Here is a 14,818-nt window from a genome sequence, read left to right as displayed (position 1 = left end):
ATATGCTGATCGAGCGAATCGAGCATAAGTGGATCGACGTATTTGCCGAGACCTTGCGGCGCTGCGACATACGACCCGGTGATGTGGTGGCGATTGTAGCTGAAACGCAATCCCGGCCTATCAATGTGGAATTGGCGCAGTTGGCCGTCGAGGCGCTTGGCGCAAGGCCGTTCCGGCTGGTGGTGCCCAGTGCGCGTGTCAGTGCACCCGTGCCGGTGCGCTCGACCGGAGCAAGCGACGCGCTGGGGCAACTGGCCCCCGTCGTGGCGGCCCTCAAGGCGGTGACGCTCGTCGTCGATTGCACCGTCGAAGGCCTGTTACATGCCCCCGAACTGCCCGAGATCCTGGGCGGCGGCGCGCGCGTGCTGATGGTGTCCAACGAACATCCCGAGATTCTGGAGCGCTGCGCCACAGACCCGGCGCTGGAGCCGAAAGTGCGCGCCGCGATCAAGCGTTTGCGCAGTGCAGCAGAAATGCATGTGACGTCCGCTGCCGGCACCGATTTGCGCATCGGACTTCGCGACGCGCGTGTGGGGGGCGTCTGGGGCTGGTGCGCCAAACCGGGGCAGGTCGCGCATTGGCCCGGGGGCCTCGCGCTGGCGTTTCCCGCCGCGCATAGCGTCAACGGCCAGCTCGTGCTCGCGCCGGGCGACATCAATCTCACCTTCAAACAATACTTGCGCGATCGCATCGCGCTCACCGTCGAGGACGACTATGTCGTGGCCATCGACGGAGAGGGTGTGGACGTTGATCTCATGCGCGATTACTTCGCCGCGTGGGGCGATCGCGAGGCGTATGCCGTGTCGCACGTCGGCTTCGGGCTGAACCCGCGCGCCCGCTGGGATGCACTCGCCTGCTACGACAAGCGCGACTGCAACGGCACGGAGCAGCGCGCCTTCGCAGGCAACTTCCTCTACTCGACGGGAGCCAACGAGGTGGCGGGCCGCCACACGCTGGGTCACTTCGATCTGCCGTTGCGTAAATGCACGATCGCCCTCGACGGCGACGTCGTTGTGCGTGACGGGCAACTGCAAGGCGAATTCGCATCATGACGTCGCACGCAAGGGCTGTGCCCGCCTACCGGGAGGCGGGCGACGGTCCACTCACGCTCGTCCTGCTGCATGGCATTGGCGGCAACCGTCACGTCTGGCCCGAGCAGTTCGACACGTTCGTCGCTGCCGGTTATCGGGTCGTGGCGTGGGACATGCCGGGTTACGGCGACAGCGCCATGCCCGCAGAACCAACGATGGCGGCGCTTGCCGATAGCCTTCGCGCGTTGCTCGATACATTGCATTCGACGTCGCCTGCATCGGAGGCGCCACGCTTTGTCCTCGTCGGACACAGCATGGGCGGCATGGTCGTGCAGGAATTGATGGCGCGCGGCGCACCCGCGACCCGCGACGTCGCTGGGCTCGTGCTGTGCGGCACGTCACCGGCTTTCGGCAAGCCTGACGGCGACTTCCAGCGCGAGTTCGTGCGTCAGCGCACTGCACCGCTCGACGCGGGTAAGACCCTGCGCGAGATGGCCGAAGCGATCGTGCCGGGCATGCTCGGCGAGCCCGATGACGCGACACGCGCGAGCGCACACGCACTGGCCGTCGACGCAATGGGCGCGCTCACACCGCCCGCCTATCGCGCCGCGTTGCAAGCACTCGTTGGCTTCGAGCAGCGCGCGGCACTTGCGCGTCTGAACGTGCCGGTGTTGCTGATCGCGGGCGAACACGACACCAATGCGCCGCCGAAAGTGATGGCGCGCATGGCCGAGTCGATTCCCGACGCCCACTACGTCTGCCTGCCCGGCGCAGGCCATCTCATGAATCTGACACACCCGGCTGCCTTCGACGCCGAGGTGCGCACCTTCCTCGCAACGCTCTAGAACAAACATCAGGAGACAACCGTGGCCTATCAGCCTCCCTCGATCGTCGGCGAGCACTTCCCGCTCACGGACAAGCAGCGGCGCCTGCTGGCGCTGGCAGAACAGGTCGGCCGTGAGTCGCTCGCCCCGCGCGCCGCGCGCTGGGACCGCGAAGCGTCGTTCCCGTTCGAGAACTACGACGACATGCGCGCCGCCGGTCTGCTGAAGTTGTGCATCCCGGAAGAAGACGGTGGGTTGGGCGCTGACTTCGCCACGTACATGATGGTGTCCGCCGAGCTGGGCCGCCATTGCGGCGCGACCGCGCTCACGTTCAACATGCATACGTGCTCGATGATGTGGACCGGCATTCTGTCGGACGATCTCGACATGACGCCCGAACAACGCGCTGAGCACGCGGGCTATCGCAAGCATCACTTCGAGCGCGTGATTCAGGACGGCGCGATCTACGCACAGCCGTTCTCCGAAGGCAGTGCGGCGGCCGCAGGCAAAGCGCCGTTCGGCACCACGGCGACGAAGGTCGACGGCGGCTGGATGATCAACGGTCGCAAGATCTTCGCATCGCTCTCCGGTGCGGCGAATTACTACGGCGTGCTGTGCACGGAAGACAAGCCCGAACTGTCGATGAAGGACACCTTCTACATCGCCGTGCCGGGCAACGCCCCGGGCGTGACCGTCACCGGCGACTGGGATCCGCTCGGCATGCGCGGCACCGTCTCGCGTACGCTGCTCTTCAAGGACGTGTTCGTCCCGGACGAACTGCAACTGATGCCGCGCGGCGTCTACTATCAGGCTGCGAGCCGCTGGCCGCATATGTTCATGACGCTTGCGCCGACCTATATGGGGATCGCGCAGGCCGCGTACGACTTCACCGTCAAATATCTGCGTGGCGAAGCCGAAGGCATGGGCGCGCCGGTCAAGCGTCGCATGTACCCGACCAAGCAGATCGCCGTCGCGCAGATGCACATCATGCTGGAGCAAACGCGCGCGCTGTTCCTGCGGGCTTTGCAGGACGGTCGAGCCGATCCGGGCAAGGAGGCCCGCCTGCGCGCGTATGCAGCGCAGTACACGATCATGGAGAATGCCAACGAGTTGTGCCGTCTCGCGATTCGCACGTGCGGCGGGCAGTCGATGCTCAAGACCTTGCCGCTCGAACGCATGTATCGCGATTCGCGTTGCGGCGCGCTGATGTTGCCGTGGACGGCCGAGCTGTGCCTCGATCGCATTGGCCGCGAAGCGTTGTACGAGCCGGGCGAGCGCGACGAGTAAGCCATCCCGGGGCGAGGCGATTGCGTCGCCCATTCGGAATGCAGTGGTTCAGCGAATCGGCGAGGTCGCCAGGTGGCGATTACCTCGCCGTCTCTCTTGTGACGGAGAAGAAGTTGACGCCTTTTGTAGAAGCGCTTGCCCGTCATGCGCGCGCCACGCCCAAACGGCTGGCGCTGCGCTGCGGTTTCGGTGACGAAGCTCTCACGACAGACTACGCCGCGCTGTGGCGACGCGTCGAGCGCGTCGGCGGCCATCTGCGCGAGACGTGGCGCATCGCCCCGGGCGACCGCGTTGCCTGTCTCGGTTTGAACGACGAATTGCAACTGGCGCTGCTGTTCGCCTGCGCGCGCGCCGGTGCCATCTTTCTGCCGTTGAACTTTCGGCTCGCCGTGCCTGAGCTGGCCGCCATCGTGCGTCATGCGGGCGTGCGCGTGCTGTGGTTCGACGCCGTCCATCGCGACGCAGCACGTCAGATTCGCGACCTGCTCGAACAGGACGCCATCACCGATCTGCCGCCGCCCGCCATCGCGCCCATCGACGGCCTGATTGCGGTACCGTCGGTCAAGCCGGTCGACTACCCGGACGTGTCGGCCGATGCGCCTGTGCTGCTCGCCTACACGTCGGGCACGACCGGCGAACCCAAGGGCGCATTGCACACGCAGGCCGGGCTGCTGGCCAATGCCGAAGCAAGCTGGTGGTCGCACGACATGCGTGCCGACGATCACATTCTTTCGACGCTGCCGATGTTTCACGTCGGCGGTCTGTGCATTCAGACGCTGCCCGCGCTGCTTTGCGGTGCAAGCGTCACCTTGCATCCGCGCTTCGATCCGGCGGCGTGGCTCGCCGACGTCGCACGGCATCGTCCGACGCTCTCGCTGATGGTGCCCGCCACCATGCGCGCCGTGCAGACGCACCCCGCGTGGGGCTCGAGCGATCTCTCGTCGTTGCGGGGTGTGATGGCGGGATCGAGCGTCGTGCCGATGTCCGCCATCGATGCCTTCCACGCGCGGGGTATTCCGCTCGGGCAGGTGTATGGCGCAACGGAGACGGGGCCGGTGTCCATCGCATTGCGCTTCGGCGAGGCGAAGGCGCACCCCGGTGCGGTGGGGCGTGCGTGTCCCGGCGTGGAAGTGCGTCTGGTCGACCCGGCGGGGCAGGACGTGTCACCCGGTGACGTCGGCGAAATTCTCGTGCGGGCACCGAACGTGATGCGCGAGTACTGGCGTGCGCCCGGTCACGTATCGTTCGCCGAAGGCTGGTTCCACTCCGGCGATCTGGCGCGCTTGCGCGTGGACGGTTGCTTCGAAGTCGTCGGCCGCAGCAAGGACATGATCATCTCGGGCGGCGAGAACATCTATCCCGCCGAAATCGAGAACGCGCTGGTCGATTGCCCGGGCGTGCTCGAAGCGTCGGTCGTCGGCGTGCCGGACGAACGCTGGGGCGAAGTGCCGGTCGCCGTGGTCGTGGCAACACCGCAAGCGGGTGCGACCCAGACCTCCGTACTCGACTTTCTCGGCACACGCATCGCGCGCTTCAAACTGCCGCGACGCGTCGTCATTTTTGAGAGCCTGCCCAAGAGCGCACTTGGGAAAGTGCAGAAACCGATTCTCATCGAGTGGCTATCGGATGCGCCGAATTCGCAAACGACTACCAAGAGTCGCTAATCAGAAGCTTTATTCAAATTTTGCTTAAAAGCGCCGGATGCCTTGTCACACAAAGGCTCCGGCGTTTTTTTACGATGAGCTTCCGCGATGCATAAGGGAAAGTCCCTATGCGTAATCTCCCAATTTGTTACCATCCGCTGAGAATCGCATTTTTTACTTTGGGAATTGCATCGCAAGATAGCGCCCATGTCGTCATCGGCGGCACAGCCTGCTGATTTTTTTGCTTTCTTTGGTTTTTGAAGACGATGGACACCACCGAAGCTCATTCGGTCTCCGAGCGCGTACTGCAAGTCCTTGTGACTGTGGCGCGTCATGGACGCCCGATCGCGGCACGCGAGATCGCCGCGCAAACGAGCCTGCCGCTCTCTACGGTTTACCGCCACCTCGTTCCGCTCAAGAAGTGGGGGCTGGTACAAGAGCACGCCCATGAGGCGCTCTACGAACCGGGTCCGGTCGGCGTGCAATTGGCGTGGGGTTTCGACCACAACTCGCATCTTGTGACTCAGGCACGTGAAGAGATCGACGCCCTCGTGCAGCGCACCGGGGAGACGGTCGGTCTGCTCGTCGCCGCCAACGGTCAGGTCGTCTGCCTCGACATGCATGAGAGCGAGCAATCGCTGCGTTGCTCGTTCGCGAAAGGCCGCGCGCACCCGCTGGTGCACGGCGCTTCGGCCAAGGCCTTGCTCTCCTTCCTGCCCCAGACCACCCGCGAGAATCTGATTGGCCGTCAACTGGCCGGCCAGCCGGTCGCGCAAGAGCGTCTTGCCGCGCAGATCGAAGAGATTCGCAAGCAACGGTATGCCGTGTCGGAGAGCGAAGTAGATTTCGGCGTCTGGGGTGTGTCGGCCCCGGTCTTTGCCGCGAAGGAACGTCTGGAGGGCACCATCACGCTGATGGCGCCGGCCGTACGTGTGGCGCAGCGCCACGAAGAGCTGATCCGCCTCACGGTGGCGGCAGCCGAGCGTATTTCGAATCGATTGCAGTACTTTTAACCGGTTTTTCCGAACCGAGACTACACGAAGGAGTACCAGATGAAATTGCGTCACATCCTGTTCACGATGGCGCTGGCCGTCACCTGCTCGAGCAAGGTCTTCGCTGCTGACGACGTGCTGCGTGTTGCCACCGACGCCACGTTCCCCCCGTTTGAATATGTGGAAAACGGCAAGCGCACCGGCTTCGACGTCGAAATGATCGAAGCGCTGGGCAAGGCCATGGGCAAGAAGGTCGAGTGGACGGATATCGACTTCAAGGGTCTGATCCCGGCCGTGCTGTCCAAGCGTGTCGACGTGGCGGCTTCGGCCATCTACATCACCGACGAACGCCTGAAGGCCGTGAACTTCACGCACCCGTACTACACCGGCGGTCTGGCCATCATGGTCAAGGCTGACAACACCAGCATCAAGGAACCGGCCGATCTGAACGGCAAGAAGGTCTCGGTGCAGGTCGGTACGAAGTCGGTGCAGTTCCTGACGGAAAACTACCCGAAGGTCTCGCGCGTGGAAGTCGAGAAGAACGACCAGATGTTCGAACTCGTGAAGATCGGCCGTGCCGACGCCGCTGTGACGGGCAAGCCGGCAGCGCTGCTGTACGCAAAGGCCAACCCGAGCGTCAAGGTGCTCGACAAGACTCTGACCGTCGAGCGTTATGGCTTCGCGCTGCGCAAGGACGACAAGGCGCTGACCGAAGAAATGAACAAGGCGCTGGAAAAGGTGCGTGCTGACGGCACCTACGCCGCGCTGGTGACGAAGTACTTCGGCAGCTCGAAGTAAGTCGCATCATTCGAGAGTTAGTCGCATCACGTATTACCTAAGCAATACCGGGCGGGCTGGCCGTCACCTGAGTTGGGGTGACGTCGCCCGCCCAAGTAATAAAGCAATAGCGCAGCAGAGCAACTGACGGAGTACGCATGGAACTCGATTTTTCGCCGGTGTGGGCAAACTGGACGGACCTGGCGCGTGGCGCGCTGGTGACCGTCGAAGTCACCGCCTGCGCCCTGGCCCTGGGCTGTGTCCTGGGTTTGCTGGTCGGCATGGGCCGACTCAATCCGGCCAACCGAATTCGCTACGGCATCTGTACCGCTTACGTCACGTTCATTCGTGGCACGCCGCTGCTGGTGCAGCTCTTCATCCTGTTCTTTGGTCTGCCTCAGTTCAATATTCTGCTGCCGGCGTTTGTGTGCGGCGTGCTGGGTCTGGGCATCTATAGCGGTGCTTACGTCTCGGAAATCGTGCGTGGCGCCATCCAGTCGATCGAGCGCGGTCAGATGGAAGCCGCCCGCTCGCTCGGCATGCCTTACGGTCAGGCCATGCGCTCGGTGATTCTGCCGCAGGCAGTGGTGCGCATGATCCCGCCGCTGGGCAACGAATTCATCGCACTGATCAAGAACTCCGCCCTTGTCTCGCTGCTCACGATTCATGACGTGATGCACGAAGGTCAGAAGATCATCAGCGTGTCGTATCGCTCGCTGGAAGTGTATCTGGCAATTGCCTTTGTTTATCTGATTCTGACCGGTGTCACGACGCTGTTGCTGCAGCGCGCCGAGAAGTCCCTGCGTGCCGGAGGTGCCGTGCAATGAGCGAAGTGAAGACAACCAACGGCGCCCCGATCCTCAAGATCGAAGGGCTGGGCAAGGCTTACGGCAGCCATCAGGTGCTCAAGGGCATCGACTTCGAAGTGCAGCCGCGTCAGGTCGTCGTGGTCATCGGCCCGAGCGGTTCGGGCAAGAGCACGTTCCTGCGTTGCTGCAACGGTTTGGAAACGGCCGAGCAGGGCACCATCGAGATCGTCGGCAAGAAGCTCGTCGATCACGGCAAGATGATGGGCGAGAACGCACTGAACCATCTGCGCACGGAAGTGGGCATGGTGTTCCAGTCGTTCAACCTGTTCCCGCATCTGACGGTGCTCGATAACGTGACGCTCGCACCGCGCAAGCTGCGCGGCATGAAGAGCGCCGACGCAGAAAAGCTCGCGCGTGAACTGCTCACCAAAGTGGGTCTCTCTGCGAAGGCGGACGTCTACCCGGGCACGCTGTCCGGTGGCCAGAAGCAGCGCGTGGCGATTGCCCGCGCGCTCGCCATGCAGCCGCAGGTCATGCTGTTCGACGAACCGACGTCGGCACTCGATCCGGAACTGGTCGGCGAAGTGCTGCAAGTCATGAAAGCGCTCGCGAACGACGGGATGACGATGCTCGTCGTCACGCACGAAATGGGCTTCGCCCGCGAAGTCGCCGACGTGGTGGTCGTGATGGATCAGGGCCGCATCATCGAAGCCGGCTCGCCGGAGCAGATTTTCACCGCGCCGCGCGAAGCGCGTACGCGTGAATTCCTGCAAGCGGTCATTTCGCGTTCGGCGTAAGACATTCGGTGGCACCGGCAGTACCGGTGCAAGTCGATGTCCCTCGACGCAAAGCGCAGAGTAATTCGGTAACGAGCAGGCAAGGCAGGAAAACGTATGACAATCGATCGAGCGGTCTGGCAAGGCCGTGTGGATACCGGCGAAACAGGCCACACACTGCGTTTGCATCAGGTGCTGCGCGACTACGATGCTTGCGAAGCATCGGAAGTGGCGGGCGGCGCAGTGGTGCTGGGTTTTTGCAGTGACGAAGGCGTGCGCCGTAATCATGGACGTCAGGGCGCAGTGGCCGGTCCGGACATGCTGCGCCGGGCACTGGCGAGCCTGCCCGTGCAGGGCACGCCGTCCGTGTTCGACGGCGGCAATATCGTGTGTGCCGACGAACGGCTCGAAGCGGCGCAAGCCGCGTTGGGCCACCGCGTCGCCGAAGTATTGGCGGCGGGCGCGCGTCCGGTGGTGCTGGGCGGCGGACACGAGATCGCTTACGGCACGTTCCTTGGCGTGGCGGAACACTACGGTGACCGTCTGCGCGACGAGCCGATTCTGATTCTCAACTTCGACGCCCACTTCGATCTGCGCGCACAGCCCACGGCCAGCTCCGGCACGCCGTTCTGGCAGATCTCGCAGTTGCTGGCGGGCCGTCAGGCGCCGTTCCACTATGCGTGTCTCGGTGTGAGCCGTTACAGCAACACCGACGCGCTGTTCGAGCGCGCCACCGCGTTGAACGTCGACTACTGGCTCGACTCGACGATGCTTGCGCACCGCCTGCCGGAAATGTGCGACCAGTTGGAGAAGAAGCTGGCGAAGGTGAGCCACGTCTATCTGACCATCGACATGGACGTGCTGCCCGGCGAGAAGGCCCCGGGCGTGTCGGCACCGGCAGCGCACGGTGTGGCGTTCGAAGTGGTGGAAGCGCTCATCGGCGTGGTGCGTCGTTCGGGCAAGCTGCGCGTGGCGGACATCGCCGAGTACAACCCGACGTACGACCGCGACGGCCTCACGGCACGTGTCGGTGCGCGTCTGCTGCACCCGCTGATCACACAGTTGCAGGGCTGAGCGACTGGGTTAAACGGGCAGTTGGGCGAACGGGCCAAGCGAGCGGGTTAAGTGCGGGCAAGCGAGCCGGGCAAGCGAACGAATGAGCGACGTAGGTGTGCTGCGCTACGCGCCGCGCAATGCCTAAGGTTATTTGCGCCGTTCGCGGGACTTCTGCGCGACAATAGGGCGGGCGATCGAGAGTTCGATCGCCCGCCCTATTTGTTTGGTGCACTGCGGCATGCCAGTCCGACGCAAGTGCGCGCAATCGCAGTCGACAAGCGAGGTCAAGATGACAGAGCAGACGAACTCCCCGAGCGATACCCGTACCGAAGTCGCCACGCTGGCCGGTGGCTGTTTCTGGTGTCTCGAAGCCTGCTATCAACAACTGGACGGCGTGAAGTCTGTCGTCTCGGGTTATGAAGGCGGCCATGTCGACAATCCCACGTACGAACAGGTGTGCGAAGGCGACACGGGCCACGCGGAAGTGGTGCAGGTGACCTACGACCCGGACGTCGTCACGTACGAAGAAATCCTGATCGTCTTCTTCCAGATCCACGACCCGACCACGCTCAACCGCCAGGGCAACGATGTCGGCACGCAATATCGCTCGGCGATCTTCTATCACAACGACGCACAGAAGACGGCGGCCGAACATCTCATTGCGGAGCTGATGGCGGAGATGACGTATCAGCATCCCATCGTCACCGAGGTTGTCGCGACGCAGACGTTCTGGCCCGCCGAGGCGTACCACCAGAACTACTTCCGCCAGCATCCCGACCAGGGCTACTGCGCCTACGTCGTTGCGCCGAAGCTCAAGAAATTCCGCGAGAAGTTCGCCCGCCGGTTGAAGTCGGCGGCGTAAGTCGCGAGACAACACGAAGTCGCTCACAGGATCGTGCAGTTGTAGAGCGGGTCGTGCTCACGCGACAGCGGATAAGGCGGATACGGAGGACGAGGCGGCGGACTACTGTTCGCTGCCTTACGACGCGCGCGCTGTGCGTCCGGCCCTGCCGAAAGCGGAATCCGGCCCCACGCACTGCCGCTACTGCTTCGTAAGGGCGGTGGTTCTTTGCCCTGCCGACATCGTTCGAGATGCCCGACGAAGGTGGTGATACGGTATTGCTGGTGCCGCGCATTTCTCAGACGTTGATCCAGTGGCACATCAGGCTTTGCCACGGCAGCCGCGATTGCCGCTGCCTCCGATTTGAAGGGGGCCTTGAGTTGTACGGATGACGGAAAGGCCGTGCGCCTCATGGCTTCAAGCGCTTGAAGGGCTTCATCCGCCTCAAACGAATTAACCCCCGCTGCGCCGTAATGGAAGTCGAGAATGCGTCGGTGGTCGCGCAGGACTTCCGCTGCGTGTGGGCTGTCGTTGTCGAGGTAGGACAGTTCACGCGCACCTGCCTCATGTAACGCGCTATCCGCCGGCGTATCGACGTCCGCAAGATCGGGTAGCTCGCTTCGCCCGATGGCCACGATCTGTGCGCCCACGTCATAACGTAGCGCTTCCAACGTGCCCGGCAGATATTGCGGCTCGTCACGGAGCAACGAGGGCAGTCCCAACGATTTCAACCTCGCTTCGAGCAACGCCGCGCCGCCCTCCGGATGCAGCGCCAGCGCGGTCGCAACCGAATGCCGAAGCTCCGCATTGCGCGCATAGCGTCGTGACGGACATCCCTCCTTGGGCGTGACTAACGCTGCGAGCACGTTGTGCATGTAGTCGTCCAAATGCACGCCCTGACACGGCGTTTCCGTCGGGATGGCCTGACTTTTCCTTGCCAACGACGCCGTGCGAATAGCGTGCCCTTCAGGAAGACGATTCCTGATGCTGGTGAACTGTGACGCCGGATGGGCGTTGCCGGGTGCCTCACCCGCCTGGATTTGCCAGTTCGACAATTGTGGCCAGTAACCCGGAAGCGGTTGTGACGGTGCGGGCATGAAGTCCTCTCTCAAAGTCTGTCGTTGCTGTCGTCACGCCATCGCCCCGGCGGGGCGCGGCGCTCGCGAGATCGTGCGAAGCATCAGAGAATGACGCAGGCGGGACCGGTTTGCATCGTGTCGAGCGGTGAGACGGGATACACGCGCAATCGGCTTGCCAGAATGGAACGGGAAGGGCGCTCGAGGCGTCGGCAACGCGTGAGGTGCGCAGTGAAATCCGAGAGATGTGTTTCGTCTTGCGCAGCGTTGATATAGCCCGTCGGAGGTAGCGCCGTGTGGCCTCGCATGCCCGCGGCCCGATAGTGGAAGTCGAGGATCGACGCATGGTCCTCTCTGACCAGCGGGGCGACGGGGTCACCTTTGCGAAGATGGGCCAACTCGCATTCGCCTGCAAAACGAAATGCTGCCGCCTTGCTGTAGGGGTCGGTCTGCGGGAGTTTGAATCGCCCAAGACGAATGGCGTTTGCCCCAACGTCATAACGCATCGCACCGAGCGTGCCGGGTAAATACTTCGGATCGTCGTCACGCAACAGCGAGGGGAACCCCAGCGCCTCAATTCGTTTAGCCACGCTCACCCCTTCGCCATCCGGGTGAAGTGCCAGCATTTCGGCAAGTTCTGCGCGAAGCGCAGCATTGCTCGCGAACGTTCGAGGCGCGCATTCGCCGCGGGGCGTGATGAACCCGGCGAGGGCATCCGCGAGGTATTTGTCGACCGGTGTCGGTTGGCATCCGAAAACGCGTCGAGTCGATTTGACGAATGCGTCGCCCTGATCCGCTGACGATTCCCTGTCGATGACCGGGGCAATGTCTCTGACCACCTGCGTTTCGATCGCGGTCGACGGGATGGCGGGGAAGTCGCCATTGGACGTGGCCGAAACAACGTTTCTGACCGCTTGTATCTCGATGGCGGTCGACGGGATGACGAACTCGGCGTTAGACGTGGCCGACGCAGCGTTTGCGCGGGCCTGCGCAAGCGAGGCCCCAAATGTGAGAAACGGCATGGTCAAAGCTCCCTGAGCGTGGATACATCGTGGAGGAAGATGTGACGGCACGAGGAGGAACCTCGTGACTTGTGCAAACGCCAACATTGCGTCGTGTCCGCCTGCGGACCCCTCAAGCGTCTACCGCATCTACCCGGCGACGCTTGCCGCGCCACCTGTCACCGAAGCAAACAGGATCAGACACGGTTCGCCCACGTCTGCCGCATGTCCATAGGCAGCGTCGAAGTGATCGAAGTAGAACGCTTCGGCCGGGCTGGGTACTTGCTGCGTGACGATGGCGAACTGGTGGTGATCGAAACGAATATCGAGATAGGTGAGGCTTGCGTAAAACCAGACGACATATCCGGCATACGGCAATGTCGCGGGAAGTTCCGGAAGTGCGGCCGTTGTCTGAGCCGCCTCCTGTGCGTCAGCCGATGTCTCGCCGCGTTGTGCGTTCAGCCAGCGTCGGTAATCTTCGCGCGCAGGGCGATGTTTCATGGGCGTATCTCCAGAAAAGTGACGACGACGCTTTCCGAAGCGTCGAGCGATGGTGCGGCCGTTGTTAAGGCGCGGTTTTGGCGAATGCGCCGGGAATTGACGCATTTGCTGCGGTGCGCGCCCGGTCAGGACACATCGATGATGCCCGCCAGCAGGTGGCGTGGGGTTGTGGGGCGTCCGAAAGGGGGATCGGACAACGCCCAGATTTGAAGGGGGGGCAGGGGGCAATGCGAGTCGTGAATCGGACTTTGGTTGAATTTATTGTTGATATTCGTTGAATTTATTTCGTCGTCAACTTTGCAACAGAAGAAGAGGCAGGGGATCGACGCAGAACAAGACATACCGGGGGCTTTCGGCCGGAAATGCGCGCCATGCATAACCGTTCATATATTCATTATTTTTCGCATAAAATGGCGGCTTCCCTCCATGAAGTCTTCAGGTAGTTTGCCGTGCGCCCCCTGCCTTTCCGCGATGCGTTGATGGCCATGATCGGCATTGCGCTCGTCAACATGCTGGTCGCCCTCGACCAGACCGTCGTCAGTACAGCACTTCCCTCCATCGTCGCCGAGCTCAAGGGTTTCGAATATTACGCCTGGATTGCGAGCATTTACTTGTTGGCTTCCGTCGTGACCGTGCCGGTATTTGGGCGGCTCGGCGATTACTTCGGTCGACGCAAGTTCGTCATCGCGTCAGTGCTGACGTTCACGTTCGCCTCGCTGCTTTGCGGCCTCGCCCCCAACATGCCGTTCCTCGTGTTCGCGCGCGGCCTGCAAGGCATTGGCGGCGGGATGATGGTCGGCACGGCGTTTGCGTCCGTTCCGGACCTCTTTCCGGACGCCCGTTCGCGCGTGCGCTGGCAGGTGGTGATCACTACGGCCTACGGCATCGGTACGGCGGCTGGCCCGTCGCTGGGCGGTCTGCTCTCCGAGCATTTCGGCTGGCGGTCCACCTTCTTCGTCAACCTGCCGGTGGGACTGGCGGCGCTCTACTTCGTATGGCGCTATCTGCCGAAATTCCCCCCAGCCCATAAGGGTGACGTTCGCGTCGACTGGCGTGGTGCGCTTTGGATCGCGGTGGTGCTGGGCGGCTTTCAGGTGTTTATCGAGAGCGTGCCCGAGCACGGCGCGTCACTCGTCAACCTCGCGCTGATCGCGGCTGTTGCTATCGGCTTTTGGGCGTTGCTGCGCACCGAACGGCGCGCGACGCATCCGATCGTGCCGCTCGACATGTTCAGGCACCCGCAGCTCGTGGTGCTGTTCACGCTTTCCGTACTGATCGGCTTTGTGATGTATTCGCTGATCTTCTTCGCGCCGCTGTTGTTGCAGGGTGGCTTCGGCCTCAGCCCGCAGGCCGCTGGGCTGATCGCGACGCCGATTGCGGCGTGCATTGCGCTGGGTAGCTTTATCAATACGCCGGTGGTCGTCCGTCTCGCTCGGCCGACGAACATGCTGGTCATCGGCTTTTGCCTGCTGGCGGTCGCTGCGGCGGGCGTGGGGCTGGCGCACAACACCACGCCGCACGGCCTGCTCGCGTTGGCGATGGCCTGCGCGGGCATCGGTATCGGTTTCATCCTGAACAACATGAACGTGTTCGGGCAGGAGATCGCCGGGCGCGAGCGCTTCGGCATCACGACCGCGCTGCTGCAATCGACGCGCATGGTCGGCGGCATGCTGGGCACGACCATCGTCGGTACGCTGGTCAATCACTGGTACGCGCGCGGTGTGGCGGGTGCCGTGACGAGCTACGACGGCACGCCCGCAGCCCACGCCGTGGCGCGCGCCCTCGATCCGCGCATCCTGATCGATCCGGCGTTGCGCGCGGATTTGCTGACGGACCTTCGTGCCATGGGCATCGACGGCCTGCCGCTGGTCGAAACGGCACGTCAGACGCTGGTGAACGCTGTGCACGCCGGTGTGCTGCTCACGGGCGTGGCCGCGATCGTGGCGGCCTTGCTGGTGCGCCGCATTCGTCAGATTCAGTTCCCCAAGCGGGTCGACCGTACGGTCGTCGTGGCACCGGAATAGCACCGGAATCATCCGAATATCGTTCGGCGCTGTCCGACCGGACATTGCCGAACGGCGGAAAGTGGCCGGAAATCACGCCGCAGGCCGGGCAAAAGCGGTCTCAAACTGCCGGGCCCGGCCCGACCTCGTTTACAATGCGCGGTGTTTGCCGGGTGAGCCGGCATCACCGAATTTTGTGAA

14 protein-coding genes are annotated in these 14,818 nt (G+C 63.1%); 11 read left to right on the top strand and 3 right to left on the bottom strand.

All coding sequences use genetic code 11. The annotated features are described in order from the left end of the window. Positions 1 to 2 precede the first annotated feature (2 nt). The 10 genes from NTU39_RS19585 to msrA all read left to right on the top strand — a co-directional run bounded on the left by NTU39_RS19585 (position 3) and on the right by msrA (position 10,057). Positions 3 to 1,052: a 2,5-dihydroxypyridine 5,6-dioxygenase NicX family protein gene (locus NTU39_RS19585; RefSeq protein WP_257958348.1), complete on the top strand. Its 1,050-nt coding sequence runs from the start codon at positions 3 to 5 to the stop codon at positions 1,050 to 1,052. Then, positions 1,049 to 1,876 (top strand): alpha/beta fold hydrolase, encoded by an 828-nt coding sequence (locus NTU39_RS19580; RefSeq protein ID WP_257958346.1) that lies wholly within the window; start codon positions 1,049 to 1,051, stop codon positions 1,874 to 1,876. Before NTU39_RS19585 ends, NTU39_RS19580 begins: the two co-directional genes overlap by 4 nt. Positions 1,877 to 1,897: 21 nt before the next feature. After that, the gene (locus tag NTU39_RS19575) at positions 1,898 to 3,142 is read left to right on the top strand and encodes an acyl-CoA dehydrogenase family protein (protein WP_150665971.1); all 1,245 of its coding nucleotides are present in this window, start codon (positions 1,898 to 1,900) and stop codon (positions 3,140 to 3,142) included. A gap of 113 nt (positions 3,143 to 3,255) precedes the next feature. Continuing rightward, entirely contained in the window at positions 3,256 to 4,806 is a 1,551-nt protein-coding gene (locus tag NTU39_RS19570) for a class I adenylate-forming enzyme family protein (protein WP_257958345.1), read from the top strand. A gap of 245 nt (positions 4,807 to 5,051) precedes the next feature. Further along, positions 5,052 to 5,798 carry an IclR family transcriptional regulator gene (locus NTU39_RS19565; protein WP_039396700.1) on the top strand — a complete coding sequence of 249 codons (747 nt, stop codon included), beginning with the start codon at positions 5,052 to 5,054 and terminating at the stop codon, positions 5,796 to 5,798. Between the two features lie 39 nt (positions 5,799 to 5,837). After that, a complete protein-coding gene (locus tag NTU39_RS19560; RefSeq protein ID WP_150665973.1) occupies positions 5,838 to 6,575 on the top strand; it encodes a transporter substrate-binding domain-containing protein in 738 nt (245 codons plus the stop codon). A 137-nt stretch (positions 6,576 to 6,712) separates the two neighbouring features. Further along, on the top strand, positions 6,713 to 7,381 hold the full coding sequence (locus tag NTU39_RS19555; RefSeq protein ID WP_039396703.1) for an amino acid ABC transporter permease: 669 nt from the start codon (positions 6,713 to 6,715) through the stop codon (positions 7,379 to 7,381). Next, positions 7,378 to 8,160, top strand: coding sequence for an amino acid ABC transporter ATP-binding protein (locus NTU39_RS19550; protein ID WP_039396706.1), 783 nt, complete (start codon positions 7,378 to 7,380; stop codon positions 8,158 to 8,160). The genes NTU39_RS19555 and NTU39_RS19550 overlap by 4 nt, the downstream gene beginning before the upstream one ends. Positions 8,161 to 8,256: 96 nt before the next feature. After that, positions 8,257 to 9,213: a formimidoylglutamase gene (hutG, locus tag NTU39_RS19545; protein WP_150665975.1), complete on the top strand. Its 957-nt coding sequence runs from the start codon at positions 8,257 to 8,259 to the stop codon at positions 9,211 to 9,213. Between the two features lie 271 nt (positions 9,214 to 9,484). Then, positions 9,485 to 10,057: a peptide-methionine (S)-S-oxide reductase MsrA gene (gene msrA, locus NTU39_RS19540; protein WP_150665976.1), complete on the top strand. Its 573-nt coding sequence runs from the start codon at positions 9,485 to 9,487 to the stop codon at positions 10,055 to 10,057. A gap of 23 nt (positions 10,058 to 10,080) precedes the next feature. On the opposite strand, the gene NTU39_RS19535 is transcribed toward msrA, so the two are convergent. From NTU39_RS19535 to NTU39_RS19525, 3 genes are all read right to left on the bottom strand, one after another. After that, positions 10,081 to 11,133: a hypothetical protein gene (locus NTU39_RS19535; RefSeq protein WP_257958343.1), complete on the bottom strand. Its 1,053-nt coding sequence runs from the start codon at positions 11,131 to 11,133 to the stop codon at positions 10,081 to 10,083. Positions 11,134 to 11,216: 83 nt separating this feature from the next. Continuing rightward, positions 11,217 to 12,134 (bottom strand): hypothetical protein, encoded by a 918-nt coding sequence (locus tag NTU39_RS19530; RefSeq protein ID WP_257958341.1) that lies wholly within the window; start codon positions 12,132 to 12,134, stop codon positions 11,217 to 11,219. Positions 12,135 to 12,263: 129 nt separating this feature from the next. Further along, entirely contained in the window at positions 12,264 to 12,614 is a 351-nt protein-coding gene (locus NTU39_RS19525) for a hypothetical protein (protein WP_150665979.1), read from the bottom strand. Between the two features lie 485 nt (positions 12,615 to 13,099). Here NTU39_RS19525 and NTU39_RS19520 point away from each other — a divergent pair, with 485 nt between their 5' ends. Further along, positions 13,100 to 14,638 carry an MFS transporter gene (locus NTU39_RS19520; RefSeq protein WP_150666124.1) on the top strand — a complete coding sequence of 513 codons (1,539 nt, stop codon included), beginning with the start codon at positions 13,100 to 13,102 and terminating at the stop codon, positions 14,636 to 14,638. Positions 14,639 to 14,818: the final 180 nt, after the last annotated feature.

This window comes from Pandoraea commovens (assembly GCF_024704525.1).
Lineage (GTDB): Bacteria > Pseudomonadota > Gammaproteobacteria > Burkholderiales > Burkholderiaceae > Pandoraea > Pandoraea commovens.
Note: the sequence above shows the minus strand (reverse complement) of the source record. Positions and strands in the feature narration are given on the sequence as shown.